This is a genomic window from Halorussus limi (assembly GCF_023238205.1).
Classification (GTDB): Archaea; Halobacteriota; Halobacteria; order Halobacteriales; family Haladaptataceae; genus Halorussus; species Halorussus limi.
Map to the genome: position 1 here is coordinate 68305 of NZ_CP096659.1, position 23717 is coordinate 92021.

Here is a 23717-nt window from a genome sequence, read left to right on the forward strand (position 1 = left end):
GTAACCGACGATAAACTCGCCCAGAGTTTCTAACTTGTGAGAGGGAAACGTTGAAACGCCCGGCAACCGACTTCCCGAACATGGAAGTCGAAGATATCAACACCATCGCGGTTCTCGGAGCGGGCAACATGGGCCACGGCATCGCCGAAGTCGCGGCCCTCGCCGGGTACGAAGTCAACCTGCGCGACATCAAAGACGAGTTCGTCCAGAACGGCTACGACCAGATAGAGTGGAGCCTCGACAAACTGGCCGAGAAAGACCAGATTTCCGACGACGAGGCCGACGCGGCGCTCGACCGCGTGACGCCGCTCGTGGACTTCGAAGAGGCCGTCTCGGACGCCGACTTCGTCGTCGAGGCGGTCCCCGAGAAGATGGAGATAAAGAAGGACGTGTACGGCGAACTGGAGGAGTACGCGGCCGACGACGCGGTGTTCGCCACCAACACGTCCAGCCTCTCGGTCACGGAACTCTCGGAGGTCACCGAGCGACCCGAGCGGTTCTGCGGGATGCACTTCTTCAACCCGCCGGTCCGGATGCAACTCGTGGAGGTCATCTCGGGCGAACACACCGACGACGAGGTACTGGACCTGACCGAGGACCTCGCCGAGTCGATGGGCAAGACGCCGGTCCGCGTCCGGAAGGACAGTCCCGGCTTCATCGTGAACCGCGTCCTCGTTCCCCTGATGAACGAGGCGGCGTGGATGGTCGAGTCCGGCGACTACACCGTCGCCGAGGTCGATAGCTCGACCAAGTTCGACATGGGCCTCCCGATGGGGAGCTTCGAACTCGCCGACCAAGTGGGAATCGACGTGGGCTACCACGTCCTCGAATACATGAACGAGGTGCTCGGCGAGGCCTACGAGCCGTGTCCGCTGCTCGTGGAGAAAGTCGACGCGGAGAAACTCGGCAAGAAGACCGGCGAGGGCTTCTACGACTACGAGGACGGCGGTGCCGACATCCCGACCGACGCCGGGAGCGAGGCGGCCGTCCACCGCCTGCAGGCCGTGATGGCCAACGAAGTCGCCAAGTTGGTCGGCAACGACGTGGCCGACCCCGACGCCATCGACGACGCCGTGATGCTCGGCGCGGGCTTCCCCGAAGGCCCGGCGAAGATGGCCGACGACGCCGGACTCGCCACTCTGCTCGAAACCCTCGACGACCTCCACGACGAGACCGGCGAGGCCCGGTACGAACCGAGCGACTACCTCCGCGAGGCCGCCGAGGAGGGCGGGTTCTACGGCGGCGAGGGCGAGGACGACGCGTACGACTACGACACCATCCGCGTCGAGAAGCCCGGCGAGATGGTCGGCAAGGTCGTCCTCGACCGGCCCCACCGCATGAACACGGTCAGCGAGGAACTGCTCGACGAACTCGGCGACGCCGTCGACGCGCTGGAGGAGGACGACGACGTGCGCGCGCTCCTCATCGTCGGCGAGGGCGACAAGGCCTTCTCGGCGGGCGCGGACGTCCAGAGCATGGCCGCGGGCGGCGGCGACCCGATTCAGGCGGTCGAACTCTCCAAGAAGGGCCAAGACACCTTCGGCAAACTCGAAGCCTGCTCGATGCCGGTCGTCGCGGGCATCGACGGCTACTGCCTCGGCGGCGGGATGGAGATGGCGACCTGCGCGGACATGCGCATCGCCAGCGAGCGCTCCGAGATGGGTCAGCCGGAACACGACCTCGGTCTCCTCCCCGGATGGGGCGGCACCCAACGGCTCAAGCACATCGTCGGCGAGGGCCGCGCCAAGGAGATAATCTTCACCGCCGACCGCTTCGACCCCGAGACGATGGCGGAGTTCGGCTTCGTCAACGAGGTCGTCGAGGTCTCGGAGTTCGAGGACCGGGCCTTCGAACTCGCGGCCGACCTCGCCGCCGGACCGCCCATCGCCCAGAAGTACACCAAGCGCGCGATGCTCGCGGGCCGCGACGACACCGACGCCGGACTCGAAGTCGAATCGCAGGCGTTCGGTCACCTAATGAGCACCGACGACCTGATGGAGGGCATCACGGCGTTCATGGGCGACGGCGAACCGGAGTTCGAAGGGAAGTGAGGCGAACGTCGTCAGAGCCTTCCGCTGACGAGAGACCCGGACTTCCAAGGAAAGTGAACCGCGACCGGGTGTGAACGCCCGACACGGCCGCCTTCGGGCGATAACGGAACGTTTAAACTAATCCGGCCGGAACGAAGAAATGCACTCGAAGTGAGTGTGGACGCACGCTCCGTTGGTGTAGTCCGGCCAATCATTTCGGCCTTTCGAGCCGATGACCTGGGTTCAAATCCCAGACGGAGCATACTTTTGCAGGAAACTACCGTCGAACAGCGACGAGTCTCTCCTTCGGAGTTCGTGCCCAGAACTCACTCGAACCAGAGGTCTCCGAACGAGTCGAAGAACGGCCGACCTGTATCTACGAACTCGTAGCGCGCCGTGAGGTCCCGGGCCACGCCTTCGACGTCGTCGACGTGGTCCTCGAACCGGTCGCGGTAGGACCGCTCCAACCGGTTGCTGACGTACGCCCGGAGCGACCGGTCGGACTCCAGCGCCTCGAAGACGGTGTCGCCGCCGGTCGGGAGATTCCGTTCCTCCGGCGCGGCGACGTGTCCGAGGAGCAGTTGGTTCGAGGCCAGCGCCTCCAGACCGGCGTCGATGGCGTCTACGTCCGCGAGGAAGTCGCTGCAGACGAGGACGAGCGCCTTCGAGTCGATGGTCGCGGCGTAGTCGGTCAGTGCGGCCTCGAAGGCGGCCTCGCCGTCGGGGTCGACCGCGTTGCACTCCTCGACCAGTCCGAGGACCTCCCCGCGGTTCGACCGCCCGCGGTCGAGTCGGCGGGCGGTCTCGTCGAAGACCGCGAACCGGAACTCGTTGTGTTCGCGGGCGGTCAGGTAGGCGAACCCCAGACCCAGTTTCGCGGCGGTCTCGAACTTGTGGGGGTCGCCGAAGTCCATCGACGCGCTGGCGTCCACCAGCACGTGGACCGTGAAGTTGCGCTCGGCCTCGAACTGCTTGACGTAGAGTTCGTCGGTCCGGGCGTAGAGGTTCCAGTCGATGAACCGGGGTTCGTCGCCCGGCGCGTACCGCCGGTAGTCGGCGAAGGTCAGGCCCTCGCCGACCGCTTGTGTGGTCCGGTCGCCCTGATGCTGGGAGCGGGCGTCGCGGTCGTTGGCGGCGTCGAACCGGTCGAGTTCGTCGAGGAAGTCGGCGGTTATCATCGGTCTTCGACCAGCGCCCGAATCGCGTCGTCGGGGGTCATCCCCTCGCGCTCGGCCCGGAAGTCCACGACGACGCGGTGGCGCAGGACCGGCACGGCCATCGCGGTGATGTCCTCGCGGCCGACGTGGGTGCGACCCTCCACCAGCGCGCGGGCCTTCGCGGCCCGGACTAGCGACATGCTGGCGCGCGGACTCGCGCCGTATTCGAGGTCCTCGGCAGTTCGGGTGTCGCGCACGAGGTCCACCGCGAGATTCCGGAGGTCGTCGGCGATAGGGACCTGATGGGTCAACTGTTGCATCTGGCGGAGTTCGCGGGTCGAGACCTGCGACTCGACCGAGACCGAGGCGTCCACGTCGCCGGTGTACCGGTCCACGATTTCGCGCTCGGCCTTGACGTCGGGGTAGTCAACGAGAATCTTCATCAGGAAGCGGTCGGACTGGGCCTCCGGAAGCGGGTAGGTCCCCTCTTGGTCGATGGGGTTCTGGGTCGCCAGCACGAAGAACGGTTCCGGCAGGTCGTAGGTCTCGTTGCCCGCCGTGACCTGTCCCTCCTCCATCGCTTCGAGCAGGGCCGACTGGGTCTTCGGGGTCGCGCGGTTTATCTCGTCGGAGAGGACGAGGTTGGCGAACACCGGCCCCTTCTCGAAGGTGAACGTCCTGCCGGTCTCGGTCTCGCGGACCATCTCGGTGCCGATGACGTCCGAGGGCATCAGGTCGGGCGTGTTCTGGATGCGCGAGAACGACAGGCCCGTGACCTCGGCCAGCGTTCGGACGAGCAGCGTCTTCCCGAGGCCGGGCGTGCTCTCCAACAGCGCGTTGCCGTCGCAGAGCAGGCAGGCCAGCACCCGGTCTACGACCTGCTCTTGGCCGACGATTCGGCGTCGGACCTCGGAGCGTATCGCCTGAATGCGGTTCGTCACGTCGTCTATCGCGTTGTTTCGGTCAGTCATCTGTGGAGTTGGCTTCGAGTTCGTGTGCGTATCGCTGAACGAGCGCCGCGTCCTCGACGCGTTCGGGCGAGGTGAACCCCGCGCGCTGGGGGTCCACGGCGTCTGCCTCGCCGTCGTCGCCCGACCCGGCGTCGTAGTTCCACTCGCGTTCGCCCTCGCCGCCGGGACTCGCGTCCACCGCGGCCGAGAGGTTCTCGGACCCGGCGGACACGTCGGTCGGGTCGCCGAGGACTTCCTCGCCGCTCTGGAGGGCCGCCGACTGGGTGGGGAGCGCGCCGTCGCCGCCGGAACCGCCGGCCCCGGAGTCGGCCGACCCCGACGGACCCGCCACGCCGAGGTCGAACCCGACGACGGCGGTCTGGACGGTCGCCAGACTCACCGCGACCGCGAGGACGAAAGTGGCCGCGAGTCGAGTCGCGTGCAGGAGGTTCGCGCTGGAGGTCTCGCGGAGTCGGTCAAGCACGTCGGCGTACAGCGCCCGAGCCATCGGGTTCGACCGGTCGTCGCGAGCGGCGTCGCGGGCGGTCCGGAGCGCCTCGGCGACCTCGGGGTTGGCCACCTCGAACTGCTCGGCCGGGGGACGACGCGTCCGGAGTCGGAACTCCGCGGCGAACGCGACCCCGCCGACGGCGACGGCGGCCAGTGTGGCCACGCTGGGCGCTGGCACTCCGAGCGAGTCGAAAGCGGCGGTGGCCACCTCGGTTCCGAGGGCGGGAACCCCGACGACGGTCGCGGCGAACCGGACCGCGAGCAGGACGCAGACCGCGTCGAGACTGGCGTAGACGAGCGCGACCTTTCGGCACTCCCGGCGAATCTCGGCGAGCGCCGCCTCGACGTCGTCGCGCTCGTTCGCAGTGTCCCGGTCGCTCGCGGCGTCGTTCGGTTCGCCAGCGGTGTCGGCCCCTTCGCCAGCGGTCTCGTCGGGGGCGTCGTCGGACCGAGGGTCGTCGCTCATCGGGTCACCTCCGGGGCGACACGAGAGTCCCCGAACCGACCGCGCGAGCGGTGCGCCGCGTGCCGACGCGACGGTGACGCCGACGGGGTCGCCACCGTCTCGACCGGCCGACTACGCTGGAGTCGGCCGGGCCGCCGGTAGTCGTTCGACTGGGACTCCAGTTCCTCGATGCGCTGTTGCAGGCGGTCGATTTCGTTCCGAAGCTCTCGAATCGTCTCGTTCTTCTCGTCGAGCAGACGCTGCTGGCGCCTGACGGTCTCGTTGACCCGTTCGAGCGTCTCGTTGCGGGCGTCGGCCGTCGATTGGAGGCGCTCGACCGTCTCGTTGAGTCGGTCGGTCCGGTTTTGGGCGGCCTCGAACTGCCGCTTCAGCCTGTCGCGCTGGTCTTTCAGGTCGGAGACCTTCTGCTTGAGTTTCCTCACCTTACTCCGGGCGCGGTCGAGGCTGTGTTCCGTCGAGTTGAGTTCCCGCAGGGTGTCGTTGAGGCGCTTTTCGGTCGCGCGCAACTGCTTGGACACGTCTTGGATGTCCGAGAGTCGGGTCTGAAGCGTCCGGTTGACCTTCCGGAGCGACCGGTTCAACTCGTCGATACGCGCCTGCTTGCGCTCGACCTGCGCCGCCAGTTCGTCGTTTCGCTCGGTCAACTGCTCGTTCTGGCTCCGGAGGTCGTCGACCGACTCCTGATAGTAGACGGTCGTCCCGGCCAGTCCGAACGCAGAGAGACCGACGAGCAGCGCCAGCACGACGTTGATGGTGTCGCCGATGTAGCTCATGGTATCACTCCGTTACCGCGATGTCGCCGGAGTCGCCGGGCGCAGACTTCCCCGACCAGCACGACGAGGCCCGCGAGCAGGGCGGCCCAGTCCCACGACCGCCGGACCTCTCGCTCGCGGGTCGCCTGTCGCCGAATCGCCTCCGCGATTTTTGCGGCTTGGTTCGCCCCGAACGCCCGGCCGCCGGTCCGTTCGACCGAACGCTTCAGGGCGGGCGAGACCCCGAGCGCGGCGTACTCCGACGGATAGTTGACCGCGTACGCGCTCCCCGGGACCGTCCGATAGCCGGGGTCGGTCGGCGTCGCCTCGGCCTCGTACCGGCCGGGCGCGACCGCCGAGAACGACAGGTTGGCGCTCTCCGGCGGGTTCTCGCCGGCGTAGACGACGGTCGTGGACTCGCCGACGCGGGTGTCGGGCGCGGCGACGACGCCGGTCGCCTTCCGCTGGGGGTCGCCGATGGCCCAGTTGACGGTCCGCGAGAGCAGCAGCGAGTCGGGCTTCGACCGGAGTTCGCCGAGACCCCCGTCCGCGCCGTAGGCCGTGACCGCCGCGACCCGGCCGAGACCGAACCGCCACGAGGTGAGCGCGGGCGCGCCGTCGCCGGTCGCCACTAGCAGGTCGGCACCGGGCTTGACGCTCACGTCGTTGACGCCGGGCAGAGTCGCGGTCGGTTCGACCCCGCGGGTGACGAAGTGGCTGTCGTCGACCACGACCGCGTGGTCGCCGCTGTAGCGCCGGTTCGCGCCGCCGAACCGGACCCGGAGCCTGCTGGTCTCGTTGGCCAGCAGGAACGTCCCGTCGGTCCGCTCGGCGATGCCCCGGAGGACGCGCTCGTTCACGCTGCCGACGCCGACGCTGACGACCCGGACGTTCCGGTCGGCGAGTCGGTTCGCCGCCGCGAACGCGGGTTTCGCGCCGTCGCGGCCGTCGCTCAGGAGGATGACCGTGCCGCCCTCGTCGCCGAGGAGTTTCGACGCGCCGAGCAGCCCCGACCCGATGTCGGTCGTACCGCCGCTCCGAAGGCTCCGAATCTTGCGCTTGAGCGTCTTGCGGTCGGATTCGAGCGACGAGAGGTCGGCGACCCGGTAGGGACTCCCCGAGAACGCGACGATGCCGACCTCGTTGCGGTCGCCCAGTTGCGAGAGGACGTTCAGCGCGAGCGCCTTCTGGATTCGCATCCCTTCGGAGGCGCTCCCCGACACGTCCACGGCCAGCACGACGCGGGACTTCCGTCCGGACGACCCGCCGACCTCGACCGGGAGGAGCGACGAGAGCCGCGAATCGCCGTAGCCGCCCTTCCCGTAGGCGTGGTCGCCGCCGACCGTGACGAGACCACCGCCGTCGATGACGTGGTCCTGCAGTGCGCTCACGTTCCCGACGTCGGGCGCGGCCACGTCGTGGACGACGACCGCGTAGTAGTCGCTCAGGTCGTCGGGAACCGACTTCGCGCGGGTCACGTCGTACAGTTTCCGGAGGTAGTCCTCGAAGGCGTGGTCGCCCCGACTCACGTAGAGGACGCGAGATCGCTCAACGACCTGCACGGTCTTGCGGTAGGTGTCGTCGACGGCGTAGGCGTCGCCGCCGCCGAGTCGGGCCGTGATGCGGTGGGGACCGGTCGAGGAGAAGTTGTGTTCGACGGTGAACGTCCCGTCTTTCGGGACCTGTCTGGAGGCGACTTCCGACCCGTCGACCGAAACCGTCACCGCTCTGCCCGTCGGCGCGCCCTCGACGCCCGCGACCCGGACGCCGAACTGGTTCTGGACGCCGACGCTGGCCTTCTGCGGGCCGGTGACGACCACGCGAGCGTCCGAGCGCTCGGTCGTCAAGCGGACCCGATTGACTGTCGCGTTCACCGACCGCGCGAGGTCCGTGGCCTCCGCCAGCGACGTGCCGCCCGTGACCCGGCCGTCCGAGACCACCAGCAGACTCGCGTTCGGCCGGAGGTTGGCCACGACGCCCTCGCCGACCCGCGACCGGTTTCCGTCGGCGACCGTGACCCGTTCGACCGCGACGCCCTCGTCCTCGATTCGGGATTCGAGGTCGTCGGCGACCGGCGAGTAGACGCCCATGCTGGCCGAGTCGTCGACCAGCATCGTGACGGTCGGGTCGCCCGGCGTGGTCGCCGTCGTGACCGTCGTAGGTCCCGCGGCCGCGACGACGAGGCAGGTCACGACGAGGAGTCGCGTCGCGTACAGCGCGAATCGGGCGCGCCGACTCGGGGCGCGGTCGGGCGACGTGTCGCCGCGGCCGTCCTCCGTCTCGCCCTCGCTCCCTCGCAGGACCAGCAACCAGAGAACGACCGCGGCGACCGGCACGCCGACGAGGACGAGCGGTCGGGCGAGCGAGACGGTGGCGTCGGTTCCGGGCAGACCGGTCGAGACTCCGAGCGCGAACAGACTCATCAGATGTCACCTCGGTAGCGCAGGAACGCCAGTTCCGACAGGACGAACAGGACCGCGATGCCCGCGACGAACGGCGTGAGTCGCCGCGGCACCGTCGTCGTCTCGGTGTCCGCGCTCCGGTCGCTCGCGCCCTCGCCGCCGACGCTCGGCGCGGAGACGTTCGACTCGCTCGCGCTGGCCAGCGACGCGCCGTAGCGGTCGCCCCCGACCTCGTAGAATCCGGCCCGTCGGAACGTGAGCACGTTCGTCTCGCGCGTTCCGGCGGGCGTCTCGACGGTCGCGTTCCGCCCGAGCGACCGCGCGGTGCCGGTCTCGGGGTTCATCGCCGACAGCGACCGACGGCCGGTCAGGTCGTGGACGACGCGCTTCCAGAACACCGGATACCGGTAGTTGTGCGCGAACGACGACCCCTCGGACGGGTAGCCGTAGTAGAACACCTCGCCCGCGTCGAACGGAGCGGTCGTCAACAGCGGCGTGCCGTTGGCCGTCCGGAGGTGGGTCTTCCCGGCCCGGAGGTCGGCCCGCACCGCGGTCTTCGGTGCCGGGAACGTCACGTCCGCGGTGAGACCCGTCGAGTTCGGCTGGCGGACCGCCGGGTCCGAGACGGTCCCGTTCGGCGCGACCGGGAGGAGGCCGCCGTAGCCGACCCCCGAGAGGTTCGACTGGGCCTGAATCACGACGCCGCCGCCGGCCGCCAGCGTCTCGCGGGCGACCTGCAGGGTGCCGTCCAGGAGTCGGCCGGGTTCGACCGCGCTGAACACCACGAGGTCGTAGGACCGCGAGACCGACGCGGGCGGGTTCTTCACGGTGACGCTCGTCCCGCGAATCACTCGCAGAGCGGTTATCAGTCGCCGGTTCGGGTCGTTGGTCACGACCAGCACGTCCATCGTCGGTTCGGACGGGGCCGCGACCGCGAGTCGGTCGTCGGTCGGGAACGAGTCGCCGGGCGAGAGTCGGAGGGTCCCGCCGCCCGCCGGGACCGGGAGCTGCGCGGTCGCGACCTCGCCGGGCGCGAGCGTCACCGACTCGGCGGCGTCGCCGAGCGAGACCTTCCGGGTGGCGCTCGCGTCGCCGAAGTTCTTCACGCGGACCGACGCGGTGCCGTCGGCGAACGAGTAGTCCACGACGCCGACGTTGGCCGACCCGCCGCGGGTGAACTGCCGGAGCGTGACCGCGTACCCTCTGGCGCGGGCCGAGGCGACCGCGCTCCGCCACTCGCCCGACGCCAAGTCGCTGACCACCACGATGCGGGCGTCGTCGCCCGCCACCGCCGCGGCCCGGTCGATGGCTCCCCGGAGGTCGCCCGGCGCGTCCGAGACCGAGAGACCGTCGAGCGCGGTCTCGACCGTCGCGGGCGGCGCGCGCCGAGTGACGACCGCGGTCTCCGCGCCAGCGACGACCACGGAGGTCTCCTCGGTCGCGGCGTCCTTCGCCGCCGAAATCGCCCGGTCGAAGCGAGCGGTGCCGCCGCTCTGGGTCGCCATGCTCGCGGTCGCGTCCACGACCACGACGGTCTCGGAGACCGTTCGACTCTCCGAGACCGGGACGTACGGCGCGGCCAGCGAGACGGCGACCGCGAGGACGGCGAGCAACTGAATCGCGAGGAGCGCGCTCCGCTGGAGGCGGCGGAGCGCGGGGTGTCGACGACTCGTCTTCCGGTCGCCGACGAGGAACTCGACCGCCGGGAACGCGATTCGCTCCGGGTCTGGCTTGAGGAGGTACAGCAGGACGACGGGAATCGCGGCCGCCAGCGCGGCGAGACCGAGCGGTCGGAGGAACACCGACGAGAGCGATTCGAGTCCGGGGACCGTCGAGAGCGGTCCGACTCCGAGGACCGCCGACGGAATCGATTCGACGGAACTCACGGCTACTCGGTCACCTCCGGCGAGCGTCGGGGGTCGCGGTGCGCGCGCGACGTGCGCGGCGGTCGGCGAACGTCGTGAGTCGTACCAATTCGGGGCATCGTTCGGAGTCGCCCGTCGGCGAAAGCTGTTGGAGGACTAACGGGCGGTTGCGCGATTGTGTTCGCGGGTCGTGTAAATATCTTATCATCCGCCCGGCGAGAGGTAGCGGGCACAGGCCGCCGCAGTAATCGCGGCGACCCGTCACGCGCTCTCCTTCGGGTCGAGCACGTCGCGGAGCGCGTCGCCCAGCACGCTGAACGAGACGACGGTGACGGCGAGGAGCGTCACGGCGGACGCCGAGGCCCACCACGTCGCCGGGAACTCCTTGCTGAGTTCGAGCGCGATGATTTCGCCCCACGACGGCAACAGGAGATTGTTGAGGTCGAGGTAGGCGATGGCCGCCTCGGTCAGCAGGAAGACGGGAATCTGGCGGCTCATCGCGGTCGCCACGGTCGAGGAGACGTTCGGTAGGATGTGCTTCCGGAGGACGTGCCAGTGGTTCGCGCCCGCGTTCCGGGCGGCCGTGACGTATCCCTCCCGGCGGCGCTGGAGGACCTCGCTCCGGACCATGCGAGCGGTGCCGCCCCAACTGGTCAACCCGAACACGAGGATTATCAGCAGGAGGCTCTTCTCGAAGACGAAGATGAGGATGACGTAGAGGACGAACGCCGGGAGCGTCTGCTGAACGTCCACGTACCCCATCAGCAGCGTGTCGGTCCACCCGCCGAGGTAGCCCGCGACCACGCCGACGGTGACGCCGACCGGCACCAGAATCGTCGCCGAGACCAGCGAGACGAGCAGGGCGACGCGGCTCCCCGAGACGAGGAGCGCGACGACGCTCTTGCCGGTGCTGTTGGTTCCGAGGGGGTATCGGAGCGTGCCCCGGCACCGACCGTCCACGACCGGACCGAGACACTCGTAGACTCGGCTCGCGTCGACGGCCAAGAACGCCGGCGGTTGGTGGGCGTAGGTGAAGTTCACGTCCGGGGTGACGAACCACGGCCCGACGGTGCCGACGACGAGGAAGACGAGGAGGTACGCGAGACTGGCGACCGCCAACCGGTTCGTCCGGAGGCGGTTCCAGTAGGTTCGGGTCATCTGCGGGCGGGCGGCCAGCGGCCAGACGACGAACGTCGCCAGCGAGAGCCACGACAGGGCGAACAGCCAGTCGAGACCGGACGGGTCGAGTTCCAGTGCCAGCAGTTCCCACTCGCCGAGGACGAACAAATCGACCGCGAAGGCGAGTCCGAGACAGACCACGCCGACGCCGAACGCCGCGAAGCGGTCGCCGACCGACGCCCGACCGGACGACAGTCCGTCGTAAACTACGTCGCCGTCAGCCATGGTATCAACGTGCGAACGGTTTCGGACCTCGCTCAATAAGTGTTAACATTCTTTCCCTATCCCGAGCGAGAGGAGTACCGTTAGCCCGTCTCGGCCGAGAGACGGCGCGAGAGACGTCGACCGCCGGCGACCGCAAGTATTAATCATTTGTCTTCAGGATGATGGAACGATGAGACTGCTCCGGCACGTCACCCGGCGGATGATAATCGCGCTCGTCGCCATCTATCTGGTCATGAGCGTGGCGTTCGTCTTCGTCGCGGCCACGCCGGACCCGAACCAAGCGCTGGTCGCCCACGCGGTGGCCTCGAAGGGCGGGAGCGCCGAGGAGGTCCGGGCGGCGGTTCGGGCGTATCGGGAAGCGCGCAACCTCAACGACCCGCTCCTCCAGCGATACGCTCGATGGTTGGTCGACGTCTCGACGTTCGACTGGGGACTGTCGTACAGTTTCGAGCGGCCGGTGACCTCCCTGATACTGGAGCGACTGCCCTACACCGCGATGTACGTCGTCCCGGCGCTGTTGCTGTCGCTGGTCAACGGGGTGTTGATAGGACTCTACGCCGCGTTCAACCGGAAGGGAATCTTCGACCGGGCGTCGAGTCTGGTCGCGTATCTCGGTCTCGGGATGCCGAACTTCTGGCTGGCGGAACTGGTCGCGCTGTTCTTCGCGGTGAGGGTCGGGTCGTACGGCGTCAGCGTCGGGCAACCCGACTTCTCGGGCGGGGCGTTCTGGTCGGTCGGTCACCTCCGGCAGTTCGTCCTCCCGTCGCTGGTGCTGGCCACGGGACTGTTCGCCGGGCAACTCCGGTACGCGCGAGCGGAGTCGATGGAGTACGTCAACGCCGAGTTCGTCGCCGCGCTGAAGGCCAAGGGCGTCTCGCGCCTCTCGGTCGCTCGCCACGTCCTCCGGAACGCGGCGGTCCCCATCATGTCGCTGTTCTTCACCGACATGGTTGCGGTCCTCGTGGTCAACATCTACGTCATCGAGGAGATATTCGGCATCCAAGGGCTGAGCGCGCTGAGTCTCTACGCCATCGAGGAGCGCGACATGCCGCTCGTCATCGGGACCACGATGGTCATCGCGTTCGTTGGGGTCGCGGCCAACTTCCTGCAGGACGTGCTGTACGGCGTTCTCGACCCCCGAATCGGCGAGAGAAGCCGATAGCGACGCCTGCGGGCCGGTTCGCCGCGCTCACTCGGTCACGACCACCTCGACCCGCCGGGTTCGCGGGCCGTCGCACTCAACGAACAGCACGGACTGCCACGTCCCGAGGGCGAGTTCGCCGTCCTCGACCGGGACGGAGACCGATTCGCCGAGCAGCGTCGCCCGGAGGTGTGCGTCGGCGTTGTCGTCGATTCGGTCGTGACGGTAGTCGCCGTCGCTCGGCGCGAGGTCCGTCGCGAACGCCGCGATGTCGTCGAGCAGGCCCGACTCGGCCTCCTGAACGACGACGCCCGCGGTGGTGTGGCGGACGAAAACGGTGCAGAGTCCGGACTCGACATCGTCGGGCACTTCCTCGGCCACTCGGTCGGTCACGTCCACGACCTCGGTTCGCTCGTCGGTCTCGACGCTGAACACGTCGGTCGTTCGGACGCCGACGCACGTAGTTGCACCGGTGTTCTAGACACCTTTTGCTATGTTTGAGCAATATATATGATTCTTTCTCGACGTTGCACCCTCACGAACGCCGGTTCGGCCGGCCGCTCCGGCGCGACCAGTCGCCACTCCGCCGCGCTCCTCGTTCGCCGTTTCAGGTGCCACTTTAATCCCCCGCGCCGAAACGACCCACGAATGACCGAAGACGAACCCGACGTGGTCGTCCTGCGGAAGAGTACCCACGGCACGCCCGTCTCGGAGTACGCCGACGAACTCCGCGAGCGCCTGCCCGACCGGGAGGTCGTCCACGCTCGCACGCCCGAGGAGGAGCGCGAACTGGTCGCGAACGCTCCCGTCGTCGCGGGGATGGAACTCGACGCCGACCTGCTCGACCGGGCCGAGGCGATGGAACTGTTCGCGTGCGCCTACGCCGGCACCGGGCACCTGCCCCTCGACGCCCTCGAAGACCGCGGCGTGGCGGTGACGAACGCCTCGGGCGTCCACGGCCCGAACATCGGCGAGCACGTCGTCGGTAACCTGCTGGTCTTCGCGCGCCGACTCCACGAGGGGTGGCGACGCCAGCAGAACCGCGAGTGGCGACACTTCAAGTCCCACGAGTTGCAGGGCAGTACCGTCACCGTGGTCGGACTCGGAGCCATCGGGCAGTCGGTGGTCGAGCGCCTGCAGGGGTTCGGCGTCGAGACCATCGGCGTGCGCTACACGCCCGAGAAGGGCGGCCCGACCGACGAGGTGGTCGGCTTCGAGGACGACGCGTTCCACGACGCGCTGGCCCGGACCGACTACCTCGCTATCGCCTGTCCGCTGACCGAGACGACCCGCGGACTCGTCGGCGAGGCGGAACTGAAGACCCTGCCGCCGGACGCCGTCCTCGTCAACGTCGCGCGCGGGCCGGTCGTGGACACCGACGCGCTGGTGTGGGCGCTCCGCGGGCACCACCTCCGTGGCGCGGCCCTCGACGTGACCGACCCCGAACCGCTCCCCGAGGACCACCCGCTCTGGAACTTCGAGAACTGCCTGATTACGCCCCACTGCTCCGGCCACACGCCCGAGTACTACGAGCGATTGGCCGACATCGTCGCCGAGAACGTCCGGCGGTTGGACGCGGGCGAGGAGTTGGAGAATCGGGTGATTTGAAAGCAGGGGAAGCTACACCGTAGGTCACGACCCCGACGCCTCCGCGGTCGCTCTGCGTTCCGCCCGCTTCGGCGACTATCTTTATCCGCGTCACTCCCGACGTTCGAAGCATGCGAAAACGAATCAAACGAGTTCTGAACCGCGCCGAGTACGCCGCCGCCGGGGCGGCCGTCGGAGGAGCAATCGGCGGACTGTTCAGTCGGAACGCCGCCAGCACCGCCGCCAGCATCGGTGCGCTCGTCGGCGCGACGGTCGGCGAGAAGCGGGGGTCCGTCGATGCGGTCGTCGAACAGGTCTCGGAGGTCGGACAGACCGAGAAACTGCGCCTGCGGAAGTAGGGCCGACCGCGGTCGGAGTCGGGCCGGAGGTGACGCCCTGCCAGCGACCCGCCTCAGCCGCCGCGGACTCCGAGCGAGACGAAGATACCGCCGAAGACACCGGCCACGAGCGCAGCGTACCACAGCACGGCGTCGCCCCGCGGGTCGGTGCCCGTCGGGTCCACGGTCAGCAGGAATCCGGCGAAGCCGAGGAGGAACACGCCGATTCCGACAGCCGCGACTCGTACCCCGGTGCGCGTCGGTCCGGCGTCGCCCGCGTCGGCCGCGACGCCGGATTCGAGCGCGTCGCGGACGGGGGCGTCCGCTCGCGCCGGAATCACGAGCGTCCGCGGCGTGCCGAAGGTCGCGGCCCCAGCGGCGTAGGAGAGTCGGTAGACGACGTACCCGCCGACCGACCGGCGGCGGACGCCGACGAGCGTCGAGCAGTCGATGTCGGTTCCCGAGTAGGTGAGTCGCCCGGCCGAGGCGTCGAGTTCTCCCTCCGAAGCGAGTACGGTCGCGAGCACCAGCGGGAGTATCACCGCCGCGCCGACCGCCGCCAGAAGTAGGGAAGGCGGGAGAACCAGACCCCCGAGCGCGAGGAACGCGAGGCCGCCGACCGACGCCGCCGCGAGCGTCCGGCGGTCGAGACCCCGAAACGAGGGCGCGCGTTCGCCGCTGCGGCCCGCGAGGAGGTGCGGTGCCGTCCGCGAGACGCCGAACGCGAACGCGAGCAGGGTCGCGACGGCGAGCAGGTAGTTGCCTTCGACCGCCAGCAGGACCGCGAGGCCGACCGCGCCGAGGACGAGGCCGAGCGCGAATCCGAGGACGATTCCCGCCGGGAGCGCGACGAGGCCCCGGAGCAGGCGCGACTCGGCGGGCGTGTGCGACCACGAGAACGTCGCCGAGTCGGGGTGAGCGGTCGCCGACTCCGAAGCGGCGGTCGGCGACTCGGAGACGGCGTCTGCCGAGTCGGAGGACGCGTCCGTCGGGTCGGTCGTCATACTCCGACCGAGCGACCGAGGGGAGAAAGTTCCTGTCGTCTCGTTTCGATGTCGCGCTACACCGGTCGGCTCAGAGCCAGCCTTCGCTCTGTAACAGCTCGCCGTTCAGCACCGCCGCGCCCGCCGCGCCGCGAATCGTGTTGTGCGCCAGCGTGTTGTACTGGACGCCCGCGGGCGTCGCCTGCACGCCGCCCGCCGCGATGGTCATGCCGCCGCCCAAGGTCCGGTCGAGTCGCGGCTGGGGCCGACTCGGGTCCTCGAACACCTCGACGAGCGGGTCGGGCGAACTCGGCAGGTCGAGGCTCTCGACGGCGCGGAACGCCTCCTCGACTTCCTGCTCGGTCACGTCGTCTGCGGTCTCGGCCCAGACGTTTTCGAGGTGGCCGTCGATGGTCGGCACGCGATTGCACGAGGCCGACACGTCGGCGTCGTGGACCGAGAGTCGCGCGCCGTCGAACTCGCCGAGGAGCTTCTTCGACTCGGTCTCCATCTTCTCCTCCTCGCCGCCGATGTGCGGGATGACGTTGTCGATTATCTCCATCGAGGTGACGCCCGAGTAGCCAGCGCCGGACACCGCCTGCAGCGTCGAGACGTGGACCCGCTCAAGTCCGAACTGGTCGAGCGCCGCGAGCGTCGGGACCATCGTGATGGTCGAGCAGTTGGGGTTCTTGACGACCGCGCCGTCCCAGCCGCGCTCGTCGCGCTGGACCTCCAACAGGTCGAGGTGGCCCGGATTGATTTCGGGGATGACGAGGGGCACGTCGTCGGCCAGTCGGTCGTTCGAGGAGTTCGACGAGAGGACGTAGCCCGCCTCGGCGAAGTCGGGTTCGACTTCGCTGGCGACGCCCGAGGGGAGCGACGAGAACAGCAGGTCCACGTCGTCGGGCACCGCGTCGGGGTCGGTCTCGCTGACGGTCAGGTCGGCGACCGCGGCGGGAATCGGGGAGTCGACCCGCCACTTCGCCGCCTCGCTGTAGGAGAGGCCCGCGCTGTCTTCGCTCGCCGTTACCGCCGCCAGTTCGAACTCGGGGTGGCCGTCCAGCAGTTGGATACATCGCTGGCCGACCGCTCCGGTAGCACCGAGAACGCCGACTCGTACAGTCATTGTACCGTGGGTTCGGTGGTACGTCGATAAAACGATTTGGGAAGGCCGCCTTTTTGCGGGACGCGGGCCCGACGGGAGCGTCGCCACTGGCGGTGAATCGACGAAGTTCGCAGGAACTCGACGGCGCTACTTCTTGCGGGTGACGTAGCCGGCGATGCGGTTGCGGACGCCCTTCGACTCGATGTTGGTGAGTTTCTGGACGCTCTCCTTGTTCTGGTCGAAGTCGGTCGTGAAGGCGTCGGGGTAACGCTCCAGCAGGATGCGCCCCGTCTTCTTGACGTAGTCGGGTTTGATTGCCATGGTTTGGTTTCCACGTCCGTAAAGTAAGTGCGTTGCGGTCTTCGGTCGGACAGGAGGCCGGTCAGGCGGGTCGAGGAATCCGACAGACCAAGGAGCTTCGACCACGTAGTCGAAGTATGTCACCCCGACCGACTGTTTCGCGTGACCGACCGCGACGTCGCCCTCTCAGCACCCATGCCCACGTTCGTTGAGGAAGTCCAGACCATCACCGACGCCGGGGAGTTGCGCCGCCGACTCGCCGACCGAATCGACGCGCTCGGCGACGCGCTGGACCTGCTGGAGACGTGGACCGAAGAGAGCCGCGAGACCCAGACGGAACTCGCGTCGAAGTACGACACCGCCAAGCAACTCGCCAGAGACGAAATTCGGAACGCGGCCGACGGCGAGGACCCGAGCGACATCTCGGCGGTGGACCTGCTCGACCACGCCGCAGTGGACGACCAGACCAAGCGCCGCTTGCAGGAGTACAGCACGAAGCTCTCGGTCTACCTGAACGAGGAGGAGTCGTACGGTGCCGCCCGGTCGGCGCTGCTGGGCGCGCTCGACGACGAACTCGACCTCTACGGCCGCCTCCTGCCCGAACTGGAGACCGGCGAGACGACTCCCGAGGAGGCCCGCCAGCGAATCGCCCGGTTCGCCCGGGACGACGCGCTCGGACCGCCGAACCGGACCGCCGCCGACGTGGTCCTCGAAGCGGAAATCGACGCCGCGTGACCGACCGTCGGAAAATCACGTTACTTTTCAGTCATTTCCCGTCTTGAACGGCGTTTCCCCTTCGTAAGGATAATTATGCTGGGATAAACACGTCGAATCAGTACCGTGCGGGGAGCAGACCGAGACACCGACAGAGAAGCAGTCGACGCGGAGGACTCCGACCGGACGTTCGAGAGCGAACTCGAAGAACTCGTACTCCGGGCGTTCGGCGAGGGCGAGGACGTCGAAGGCGTCTGGGACCTCAAGTACGCGCCCGAGGAGATTCCGGACTGGACCGTGACCATCGACCGCAAGGACGGCATCTGAGCCTACTCCGGCGAGTGGTCGCGGAGTCGGTCCAGCGCCGCGCGCACGCGGTCGTCGCCGCACTTCCGTCCGACTTCTTCGAAGTACGACAGGCGGTTTCGGAGTTCCGCCTCGTCGTAGGCGTCTACGTCCAGCCGTGACGCCGCGACGGTCGCCTCCACGACCGCGTTGAACCCCCGGTTTATCGTCGGCACAGTCTCGTGTTCGACGCCGGAGGCCACGGGCGTGAGCGTCCACTCCTCCCACTCGGTGTCGCCTTCCGCGCCCGAATCGACCTGCTCGACGCTCACCTCGACCCACGCCGCGGCCGAGTCGAGGACCGGTTGTTCGACCTCGAAGATGGAGAGGGTGGCGTCCACGAAATCGACGGGGTCGCGGACGAACTGGACGTAGCCCCCGCCCTGCCGGTGAAAGTTCCGCCGGGTCCGAGTGTTGCCCCACGTCCGGGCGGTCACGGGCGCGTCCGGAGGCCCGTCTCTCGCGTCGCCCTCGCCGCCGCCCTCCGGCGGATGGAGGCCGAGCGCCGCGACGTTCCACAGGTCGTTCGGGCCGAGCGTCGTCACCAGCGACTCGGTGACGCCCCGGAGTTCGACCGGCCACTCGGCCGTCCCGTCCCCGACCGACCCGCCCGACTCGCTCACACCGACACCTCCCCGCGGGTCAGCGCGACGAACAGGCCCGCGGCGGTCAGGTCGGCGGTCGTCCCCGGGTTGACGCCGTCGGCGACCAGCGACTCGGCGAACGCCTCGACGACCTCCGGTCCGCCTTCGAGCGCCTCTTGGGCCCGGACGCGGACGCTCTCGGCGGTCTTCGCGCCGTGCTGTTTCGCGACCAGCGTGTCGGGTTCCCGGGCGAGGAGTTCGAGGTAGACCCGCGCGCCGACGGCCGAGGCCGGGGCCGACCCCGCCAGTTCCGCGAGGCGGTCGGCGGCCCAGAAGGTACGCTCGAACCCGCCGGTCCACTCGGCGGCCACGTCGTCCTCGTCGTCTCCGAGCGCCAGCACGTCGAGTAGCGTGGCGCCGCGCTCCTCGACCGCCGGAACCGCGTCGCTCCCCCGGCGAACGTCCAGCGCCTCGGCGTCCTCCGGCGGGTCGTCCACGAACACGTCGGCGTGGTCGAACGCCCGGAAGAAGTTCGCGGCGTCCTCGACGGTCGTCGCCTCGACCACGCGCGTGACGCCCTCGGGAGAGCAGTCCCCGTCCGCGGCGGCCCGCACGAGGGGAACGAGCAGGAGGAGCGCGCCGAACTGGGTGTTGCCTCCCTCCTGCTGGCTCATCCCCGAGACCGCCCGCTCGAACGCCTCGCCGACCGGAGCGCCCTCCTCGGCGGCGCGCAGGCCCGGCCCCGCGCCGACCGTGCCCGCGAGGAAGTGTTCGAATCCGAGGTCCGGGAGGTCGCGCTCCCTGTCGACGTTTCCGGGCTTGGGCGTGCCCGCGACTTCCAGCAGGAGCGCGATTTGAGCGTTCTGAGCGGGGTTCATGCGCGCACCTCCCGCTCGGGGTCGGCGCCGCGCTCGTCGCCCTCGAACCACTCGTCCACCGCCGCCCGGACGCGCCGGAGGACCGCGGGGTCGTCGCTCGGTCGGCCGACGCTGACCGCGTCGGCGCCGTAGGCCAGATACTCCCGGACGGTCGCCTCGTCCCGGACGCCGTTGTTCGCTATCACGAACAGGTCGGTCTCGTCGGCGACCGCGGCGACCTCAGCGACGACGGCCTCGGAGTCCATCGCGTCCACGTGAACCGCGTCGCCGCCCGCGTCGGCGACGGCGCGGGCGATTTCGGCGAGGTCCGCGCCCGGCACCTCGGCCCGGACCTTGACGCCGACTCGCGCGCCCGACTCGGCCGCGACCCGGACCTGCTCGCGGAGTCGGTCGGGGTCCCGGAGGAGGGCCTCGCCCGCGCCCGCGGCGCACATCTCGTCCTGTCGGCAGTGGGCGTTGAGTTCGAGGACGGCGTCGCGGTCGGCGCAGACTCCGGCGACTTCCCGGAGCGGGTCGAGTGAGGCGGACCTGACGTTGAGGCCCGGCCGGAGGTCGGCGTCGGCGAGCGCCGCGAGTTGCTCGTCCGCGAAGGCCGCGGGGTCGTCCGGCAGGAACTCCTCGCGGTCGCGTTCGACCATCTCGCGGGCGGCCGCTCGGGTCGGTCCGTCGAGCGCGATGCCGCCGAGGAAGGCCGCGCCGGCGAACTCGTCGGCGGCCCGCGCCCACTCGGCGTCGGACCGGCCGCTGAGGCTGGCGAGCGCGAGGCGGGGTTCGAACACTCAGACCACCTCCAGCGCGTCGGCGACGGCGCGGGACACGCGCTCGGCGTCCGCGTCGTCGGTCATCTCGGTGTCGGTCCGCACGACCGGGCGGTCGAGGTCGGTGTCGTCGGCCTCGTCCAGCACGAAGGCGTCGGCGAAGGGGTAGGCCTCGGCGACGCCGGCGGTCGAGGGGTCGAAGCCGACGCCTTCCATCAGGTCGGCCGCCGGGCCCGAGAACACCTCGTCCTCCACGAAGGGCGAGACGGCGACGACGGTCGCTCGTTCGAGGGCCTCGCGGAGTTCCTCCACGGCGAGCATCGGGCCGATGCTGGTCACGGGGTTCGAGGGACCGACGACGACCGGCCCCTCCTCTATCGCGCCGAGGGCGGCCGGCGCGGCGTCGGCGTCGTCCGCGCCGCGGAACTCCACGTGGTCGACTTCGGGGCCGCCGCGGTGAGCGACCCAGAACTCCTGAAAGTGCATCTCGTCTTCGTACTCGTCGTCCGACTCCGGAGTGTGAACGATGGAGGCCACCGGGTCGTCGCTCATCGGGACCACGTCCACGGGCACGTCGAAAGCGTCGGCCAGCAGGCGCGTGACCTCGGTGAGACTCCGGCCCTCGTCGAGCAGACCGGTCCGGGTCAGGTGGACCGCGCGGTCCCGGTCGCCGATTTCCATGAACTCGGCGACCCCGGAGAAGCGCCGCCAGCGAGCGATGTCCCGGCCCGCGGTCTGGGCCTCGTCGGGCAGGTAGCGCGGGCCGCCGTCGAGGTCCGCAGCCTCGGCGATGTCGTGGAGTTCCTCGTGAGTCTCGGTGGTGTCGTCGGCGATGCCCCACCACAGTTCGCGGTCGAGCAGGTCGCCCTGCTCGAAGAGGACGGTGTCTACGTCCGGGCAGACCAGCAGGCCGCCCAACTCCACGTCGTCGCCCGTGTTGGCGACCACGGTCGTCTCCGCCGGGTCGAAGACCGACTCGGCCCCGGCGAGTAGCTTCGGGGTTCCGGTGCCCCCGGAGAGAAACGTCGTCATGTTCCGAGGTGCGTCTTCCGGGTGGTAAACGCTTGTGCTGTCTCGCGGCGGGCCGACGACTCGGTGTAGCGCGGTCCCCCGCTTCGCACCGCAGCCACTACTTCCCCCCGCAATTTACGCGTCCGGGGGAAAGTGATGTAGCGGCGACTCCGGATTTACGCCTACCCGTCACTGCTGTTGGATAAGTGTGGACGTGATAGCTCTCGCTCAAAAAACTACATAATTATAGATAATGATGTTTATGCGGGGGAACCATGCCACCAGACACAGACTCGATTCGGTCCGACGACTCGTCCGACGCATCGGCCGTCGAGCGGCCGACGTTCGAGCGACGGTCGTTGTTGAAAGCGCTCGGCGTCGGTGCCGGGTTCTCGCTGACGAGCGGCGTCGCCGCCGGGATGCAAGACCAACCCGAGATTCACCCGAACTTCGGGTATCCCGTCCGGAACACCGGCGACGTTCCCGACGAGCTCCGGCCGGACCGCGAGGTTCGGCTGTTGGCTTCGAAACTCGACCCGGCGGCCGAGATACCGATTCTCTTCTACTTCGACCCGGTCGGCCTGCACGTGGACAGTGGTGACATCGTGCAGTTCACCTTCGACTCGCCGGACCACACGGTGACGGCGTACCACGAAGCAATCGGCTTCCAGACCCGCGTGCCCGAGGAAGCGCCACCGTTCTCGTCGCCGATTGCTCCGCTCGACGGAGCGTGGCTCTACCGTTTCGACCACGGAGGAGTGTACGACCTGTACTGCGGCCCGCACCACGTCCTCGGGATGGTGATGCGGGTCGTGGTCGGGGACCTCGACGAAGCCGACTACCCGGCGTATCTGGAGACTCCCGAGGAGATTCCGCCCTTCGGCGAGGAGTTCGAGCAGTTGCTCGTCCAGTTCAGCGACGCGAACGAGAGCGTCGAGTGGGTGTTCCCGACGCCGAGAGACGTACTGACCGCGAGCGCGCTCGACCCCGGACGGATTCAGGAGGAGGGGGAAGTACCCTTCGAGGCGGTCCGCAGTGAACTGACGGCGACGAGCGCCGAGACCACGACCGGGTAGGGGAATCGAATCGCAGGCCGTCTCTTGGTCAACCGCTCCCCGCGTCGTGTTGCGGCGGTTCGACCCTCTCTACTCCCGGCGGTTTTTATGCGAAGCCGACGAATCCTGTAACATGAAAACCATCAAGGACAGCGTCCACGACCACATCGAGGTCGAGGGCGTCGCTCGCGCCTTGTTCGACACGCCCGCGGTCCAGCGCCTCCGGCGCATCAAGCAGTTGGGTCCCGCCCACCTCGTCTACCCCTCCGCGAACCACACCCGGTTCGAACACAGCCTCGGCGTCTACTACCTCGCTTGCGAGGGCTTGGACCACCTCGGGATTCAGGGCAAGCAGGCAGAGCGCGTCCGGGCGGCCGCCATCCTCCACGACATCGGCCACGCCCCCTACAGCCACACCATCGAAGAGGTAATTCACCGCCACACCGGCAAGTACCACGACGACGTTCACGAACTGCTCGCGGACAACGAGGTCGGCGACGTGCTTCGGGACCACGGCCACAACCCCGACACTATCGCCGACCTCATCGCGGGCGAGGGGAAACTCGGCCAGTTGGTCTCGGGCGAACTCGACGTGGACCGCATGGACTACCTCGTCCGAGACGCCCACCACACCGGCGTTCCCTACGGCACCATCGACCACTCGCGCCTCGTGCGCGAACTCACCCTCATCGACGGCGAACTCGTGCTGGCGGAGGGCAACGTCCCGACCGCAGAGAGCCTACTGCTCGCGCGGGCGCTGATGAACCCGACCGTCTACAACCACCACGTCACGCGCATCTGCCGGGGGATGCTCCAGCGCGCGAGCGAGCGCCTGCTGGCCGAGACCGAAATCAGCGCCGAGCGACTCCGGCGCATGGACGACCACGACTTCTTCGCGGCGCTTCGGTCGGCCGACGCGACGGAGAACTTCGCCCGGCGACTCGGCGCGCGGGACCTCTACAAGCGGGCGGTCTGGGCCGAGATGGCCGACGTTCCCGAGGGAGTCATCGACGCCGACCACGACGCGATCCGGGAGTTCGAGGACGAAATCGCGGCCGCCGCGGAGGTCGAACCCGAGTCGGTCATCATCGACGTGCTCGGGCGACCGAGCATGACCGAGTCCTCGACGCGGGTCATCGTCAACGGCGAGATTCGACGCCTCCACCAGCAGTCCGCGCTGGTGTCGGCGCTCCGTCACGTCCAGCGCGAGCAGTGGCGACTCGGGGTGTACGCCCCCGCCGAGGACACCGACGCGGTCGGCCACGCCGCCGAGAGCGTGCTGGGACTGGAGACCGACGGTGCGCTCGTCAGCGAAGTCCGGTCGCCCGGCAAGCGCACGACGCTGGACGAGTTCGGGACCCAGAGCGGCGACTGAACCGAGA

General features: G+C 68.9%; 23 protein-coding genes and 1 tRNA gene. 9 read left to right on the forward strand and 15 right to left on the reverse strand.

Going from position 1 to position 23717, the window contains the following annotated elements; genetic code table 11:
• Window positions 1-80: 80 nt before the first annotated feature.
• Together M0R89_RS00310 and M0R89_RS00315 are read left to right on the forward strand one after the other, a co-directional pair.
• Window positions 81-2051, forward strand: coding sequence for a 3-hydroxyacyl-CoA dehydrogenase/enoyl-CoA hydratase family protein (locus tag M0R89_RS00310; RefSeq protein WP_248650573.1), 1971 nt, complete (start codon window positions 81-83; stop codon window positions 2049-2051).
• 166 nt (window positions 2052-2217) lie between these two features.
• Window positions 2218-2292: transfer RNA gene (locus tag M0R89_RS00315), tRNA-Glu, on the forward strand.
• 64 nt (window positions 2293-2356) lie between these two features.
• Here the strand turns inward: M0R89_RS00315 and M0R89_RS00320 are convergent.
• From M0R89_RS00320 to M0R89_RS00350, 7 genes are all read right to left on the reverse strand, one after another.
• Entirely contained in the window at window positions 2357-3208 is an 852-nt protein-coding gene (locus M0R89_RS00320) for a DUF58 domain-containing protein (protein ID WP_248650574.1), read from the reverse strand.
• Complete coding sequence (locus M0R89_RS00325; RefSeq protein ID WP_248650575.1) at window positions 3205-4158, reverse strand: AAA family ATPase; 954 nt, start codon at window positions 4156-4158, stop codon at window positions 3205-3207. Before M0R89_RS00325 ends, M0R89_RS00320 begins: the two co-directional genes overlap by 4 nt.
• Window positions 4151-5113, reverse strand: a complete 963-nt coding sequence (locus tag M0R89_RS00330) for a DUF7502 family protein (protein ID WP_248650576.1) — start codon at window positions 5111-5113, stop codon at window positions 4151-4153. Before M0R89_RS00330 ends, M0R89_RS00325 begins: the two co-directional genes overlap by 8 nt.
• Window positions 5110-5886 carry a hypothetical protein gene (locus tag M0R89_RS00335; protein WP_248650577.1) on the reverse strand — a complete coding sequence of 259 codons (777 nt, stop codon included), beginning with the start codon at window positions 5884-5886 and terminating at the stop codon, window positions 5110-5112. The genes M0R89_RS00330 and M0R89_RS00335 overlap by 4 nt, the downstream gene beginning before the upstream one ends.
• On the reverse strand, window positions 5883-8288 hold the full coding sequence (locus M0R89_RS00340) for a VWA domain-containing protein (protein WP_248650578.1): 2406 nt from the start codon (window positions 8286-8288) through the stop codon (window positions 5883-5885). Before M0R89_RS00340 ends, M0R89_RS00335 begins: the two co-directional genes overlap by 4 nt.
• Window positions 8288-10153 carry a vWA domain-containing protein gene (locus tag M0R89_RS00345; protein ID WP_248650579.1) on the reverse strand — a complete coding sequence of 622 codons (1866 nt, stop codon included), beginning with the start codon at window positions 10151-10153 and terminating at the stop codon, window positions 8288-8290. Before M0R89_RS00345 ends, M0R89_RS00340 begins: the two co-directional genes overlap by 1 nt.
• A 240-nt stretch (window positions 10154-10393) precedes the next feature.
• A complete protein-coding gene (locus tag M0R89_RS00350; RefSeq protein WP_248650580.1) occupies window positions 10394-11536 on the reverse strand; it encodes an ABC transporter permease in 1143 nt (380 codons plus the stop codon).
• A 169-nt stretch (window positions 11537-11705) separates the two neighbouring features.
• Here M0R89_RS00350 and M0R89_RS00355 point away from each other — a divergent pair, with 169 nt between their 5' ends.
• The gene (locus M0R89_RS00355; protein ID WP_248650581.1) at window positions 11706-12698 is read left to right on the forward strand and encodes an ABC transporter permease; all 993 of its coding nucleotides are present in this window, start codon (window positions 11706-11708) and stop codon (window positions 12696-12698) included.
• A gap of 27 nt (window positions 12699-12725) precedes the next feature.
• Here M0R89_RS00355 and M0R89_RS00360 read toward each other — a convergent pair whose 3' ends face one another.
• On the reverse strand, window positions 12726-13112 hold the full coding sequence (locus M0R89_RS00360; RefSeq protein WP_248650582.1) for a secondary thiamine-phosphate synthase enzyme YjbQ: 387 nt from the start codon (window positions 13110-13112) through the stop codon (window positions 12726-12728).
• 213 nt (window positions 13113-13325) lie between these two features.
• Between M0R89_RS00360 and M0R89_RS00365 the strand changes: the two genes are divergently transcribed.
• Together M0R89_RS00365 and M0R89_RS00370 are read left to right on the forward strand one after the other, a co-directional pair.
• Window positions 13326-14285: a D-2-hydroxyacid dehydrogenase gene (locus M0R89_RS00365; protein ID WP_248650583.1), complete on the forward strand. Its 960-nt coding sequence runs from the start codon at window positions 13326-13328 to the stop codon at window positions 14283-14285.
• Window positions 14286-14395: 110 nt separating this feature from the next.
• Window positions 14396-14623, forward strand: a complete 228-nt coding sequence (locus tag M0R89_RS00370; protein WP_248650584.1) for a glycine zipper 2TM domain-containing protein — start codon at window positions 14396-14398, stop codon at window positions 14621-14623.
• A gap of 53 nt (window positions 14624-14676) precedes the next feature.
• Here the strand turns inward: M0R89_RS00370 and M0R89_RS00375 are convergent, their stop codons facing one another.
• The 3 genes from M0R89_RS00375 to M0R89_RS00385 form a co-directional block, all read right to left on the reverse strand.
• Window positions 14677-15606, reverse strand: coding sequence for a hypothetical protein (locus M0R89_RS00375; RefSeq protein ID WP_248650585.1), 930 nt, complete (start codon window positions 15604-15606; stop codon window positions 14677-14679).
• 70 nt (window positions 15607-15676) lie between these two features.
• Window positions 15677-16711 (reverse strand): aspartate-semialdehyde dehydrogenase, encoded by a 1035-nt coding sequence (gene asd / locus M0R89_RS00380; RefSeq protein ID WP_248650586.1) that lies wholly within the window; start codon window positions 16709-16711, stop codon window positions 15677-15679.
• 126 nt (window positions 16712-16837) lie between these two features.
• Window positions 16838-17011, reverse strand: a complete 174-nt coding sequence (locus M0R89_RS00385; protein WP_248650587.1) for a 30S ribosomal protein S17e — start codon at window positions 17009-17011, stop codon at window positions 16838-16840.
• A gap of 141 nt (window positions 17012-17152) precedes the next feature.
• On the opposite strand from M0R89_RS00385, the gene M0R89_RS00390 reads away from it, so the two are divergent.
• The gene (locus M0R89_RS00390) at window positions 17153-17725 is read left to right on the forward strand and encodes a hypothetical protein (RefSeq protein WP_248650588.1); all 573 of its coding nucleotides are present in this window, start codon (window positions 17153-17155) and stop codon (window positions 17723-17725) included.
• A gap of 105 nt (window positions 17726-17830) precedes the next feature.
• Complete coding sequence (locus tag M0R89_RS00395; protein ID WP_248650589.1) at window positions 17831-18031, forward strand: hypothetical protein; 201 nt, start codon at window positions 17831-17833, stop codon at window positions 18029-18031.
• A 2-nt stretch (window positions 18032-18033) separates the two neighbouring features.
• On the opposite strand, the gene M0R89_RS00400 is transcribed toward M0R89_RS00395, so the two are convergent.
• The 4 genes from M0R89_RS00400 to cofD are packed head-to-tail and all read right to left on the reverse strand — an operon-like array spanning window position 18034 to window position 21301.
• Entirely contained in the window at window positions 18034-18672 is a 639-nt protein-coding gene (locus tag M0R89_RS00400) for a DUF447 domain-containing protein (protein ID WP_248650590.1), read from the reverse strand.
• Complete coding sequence (locus M0R89_RS00405) at window positions 18669-19511, reverse strand: triphosphoribosyl-dephospho-CoA synthase (protein WP_248650591.1); 843 nt, start codon at window positions 19509-19511, stop codon at window positions 18669-18671. The genes M0R89_RS00400 and M0R89_RS00405 overlap by 4 nt, the downstream gene beginning before the upstream one ends.
• The gene (locus M0R89_RS00410; RefSeq protein ID WP_248650592.1) at window positions 19508-20290 is read right to left on the reverse strand and encodes a tRNA-dihydrouridine synthase; all 783 of its coding nucleotides are present in this window, start codon (window positions 20288-20290) and stop codon (window positions 19508-19510) included. The genes M0R89_RS00405 and M0R89_RS00410 overlap by 4 nt, the downstream gene beginning before the upstream one ends.
• Window positions 20291-21301, reverse strand: coding sequence for a 2-phospho-L-lactate transferase (cofD, locus tag M0R89_RS00415; RefSeq protein ID WP_248650593.1), 1011 nt, complete (start codon window positions 21299-21301; stop codon window positions 20291-20293).
• 254 nt (window positions 21302-21555) lie between these two features.
• On the opposite strand from cofD, the gene M0R89_RS00420 reads away from it, so the two are divergent.
• Together M0R89_RS00420 and M0R89_RS00425 are read left to right on the forward strand one after the other, a co-directional pair.
• Window positions 21556-22356: a cupredoxin domain-containing protein gene (locus M0R89_RS00420; protein WP_248650594.1), complete on the forward strand. Its 801-nt coding sequence runs from the start codon at window positions 21556-21558 to the stop codon at window positions 22354-22356.
• A 112-nt stretch (window positions 22357-22468) separates the two neighbouring features.
• Window positions 22469-23710: an HD domain-containing protein gene (locus M0R89_RS00425; RefSeq protein ID WP_248650595.1), complete on the forward strand. Its 1242-nt coding sequence runs from the start codon at window positions 22469-22471 to the stop codon at window positions 23708-23710.
• Window positions 23711-23717: the final 7 nt, after the last annotated feature.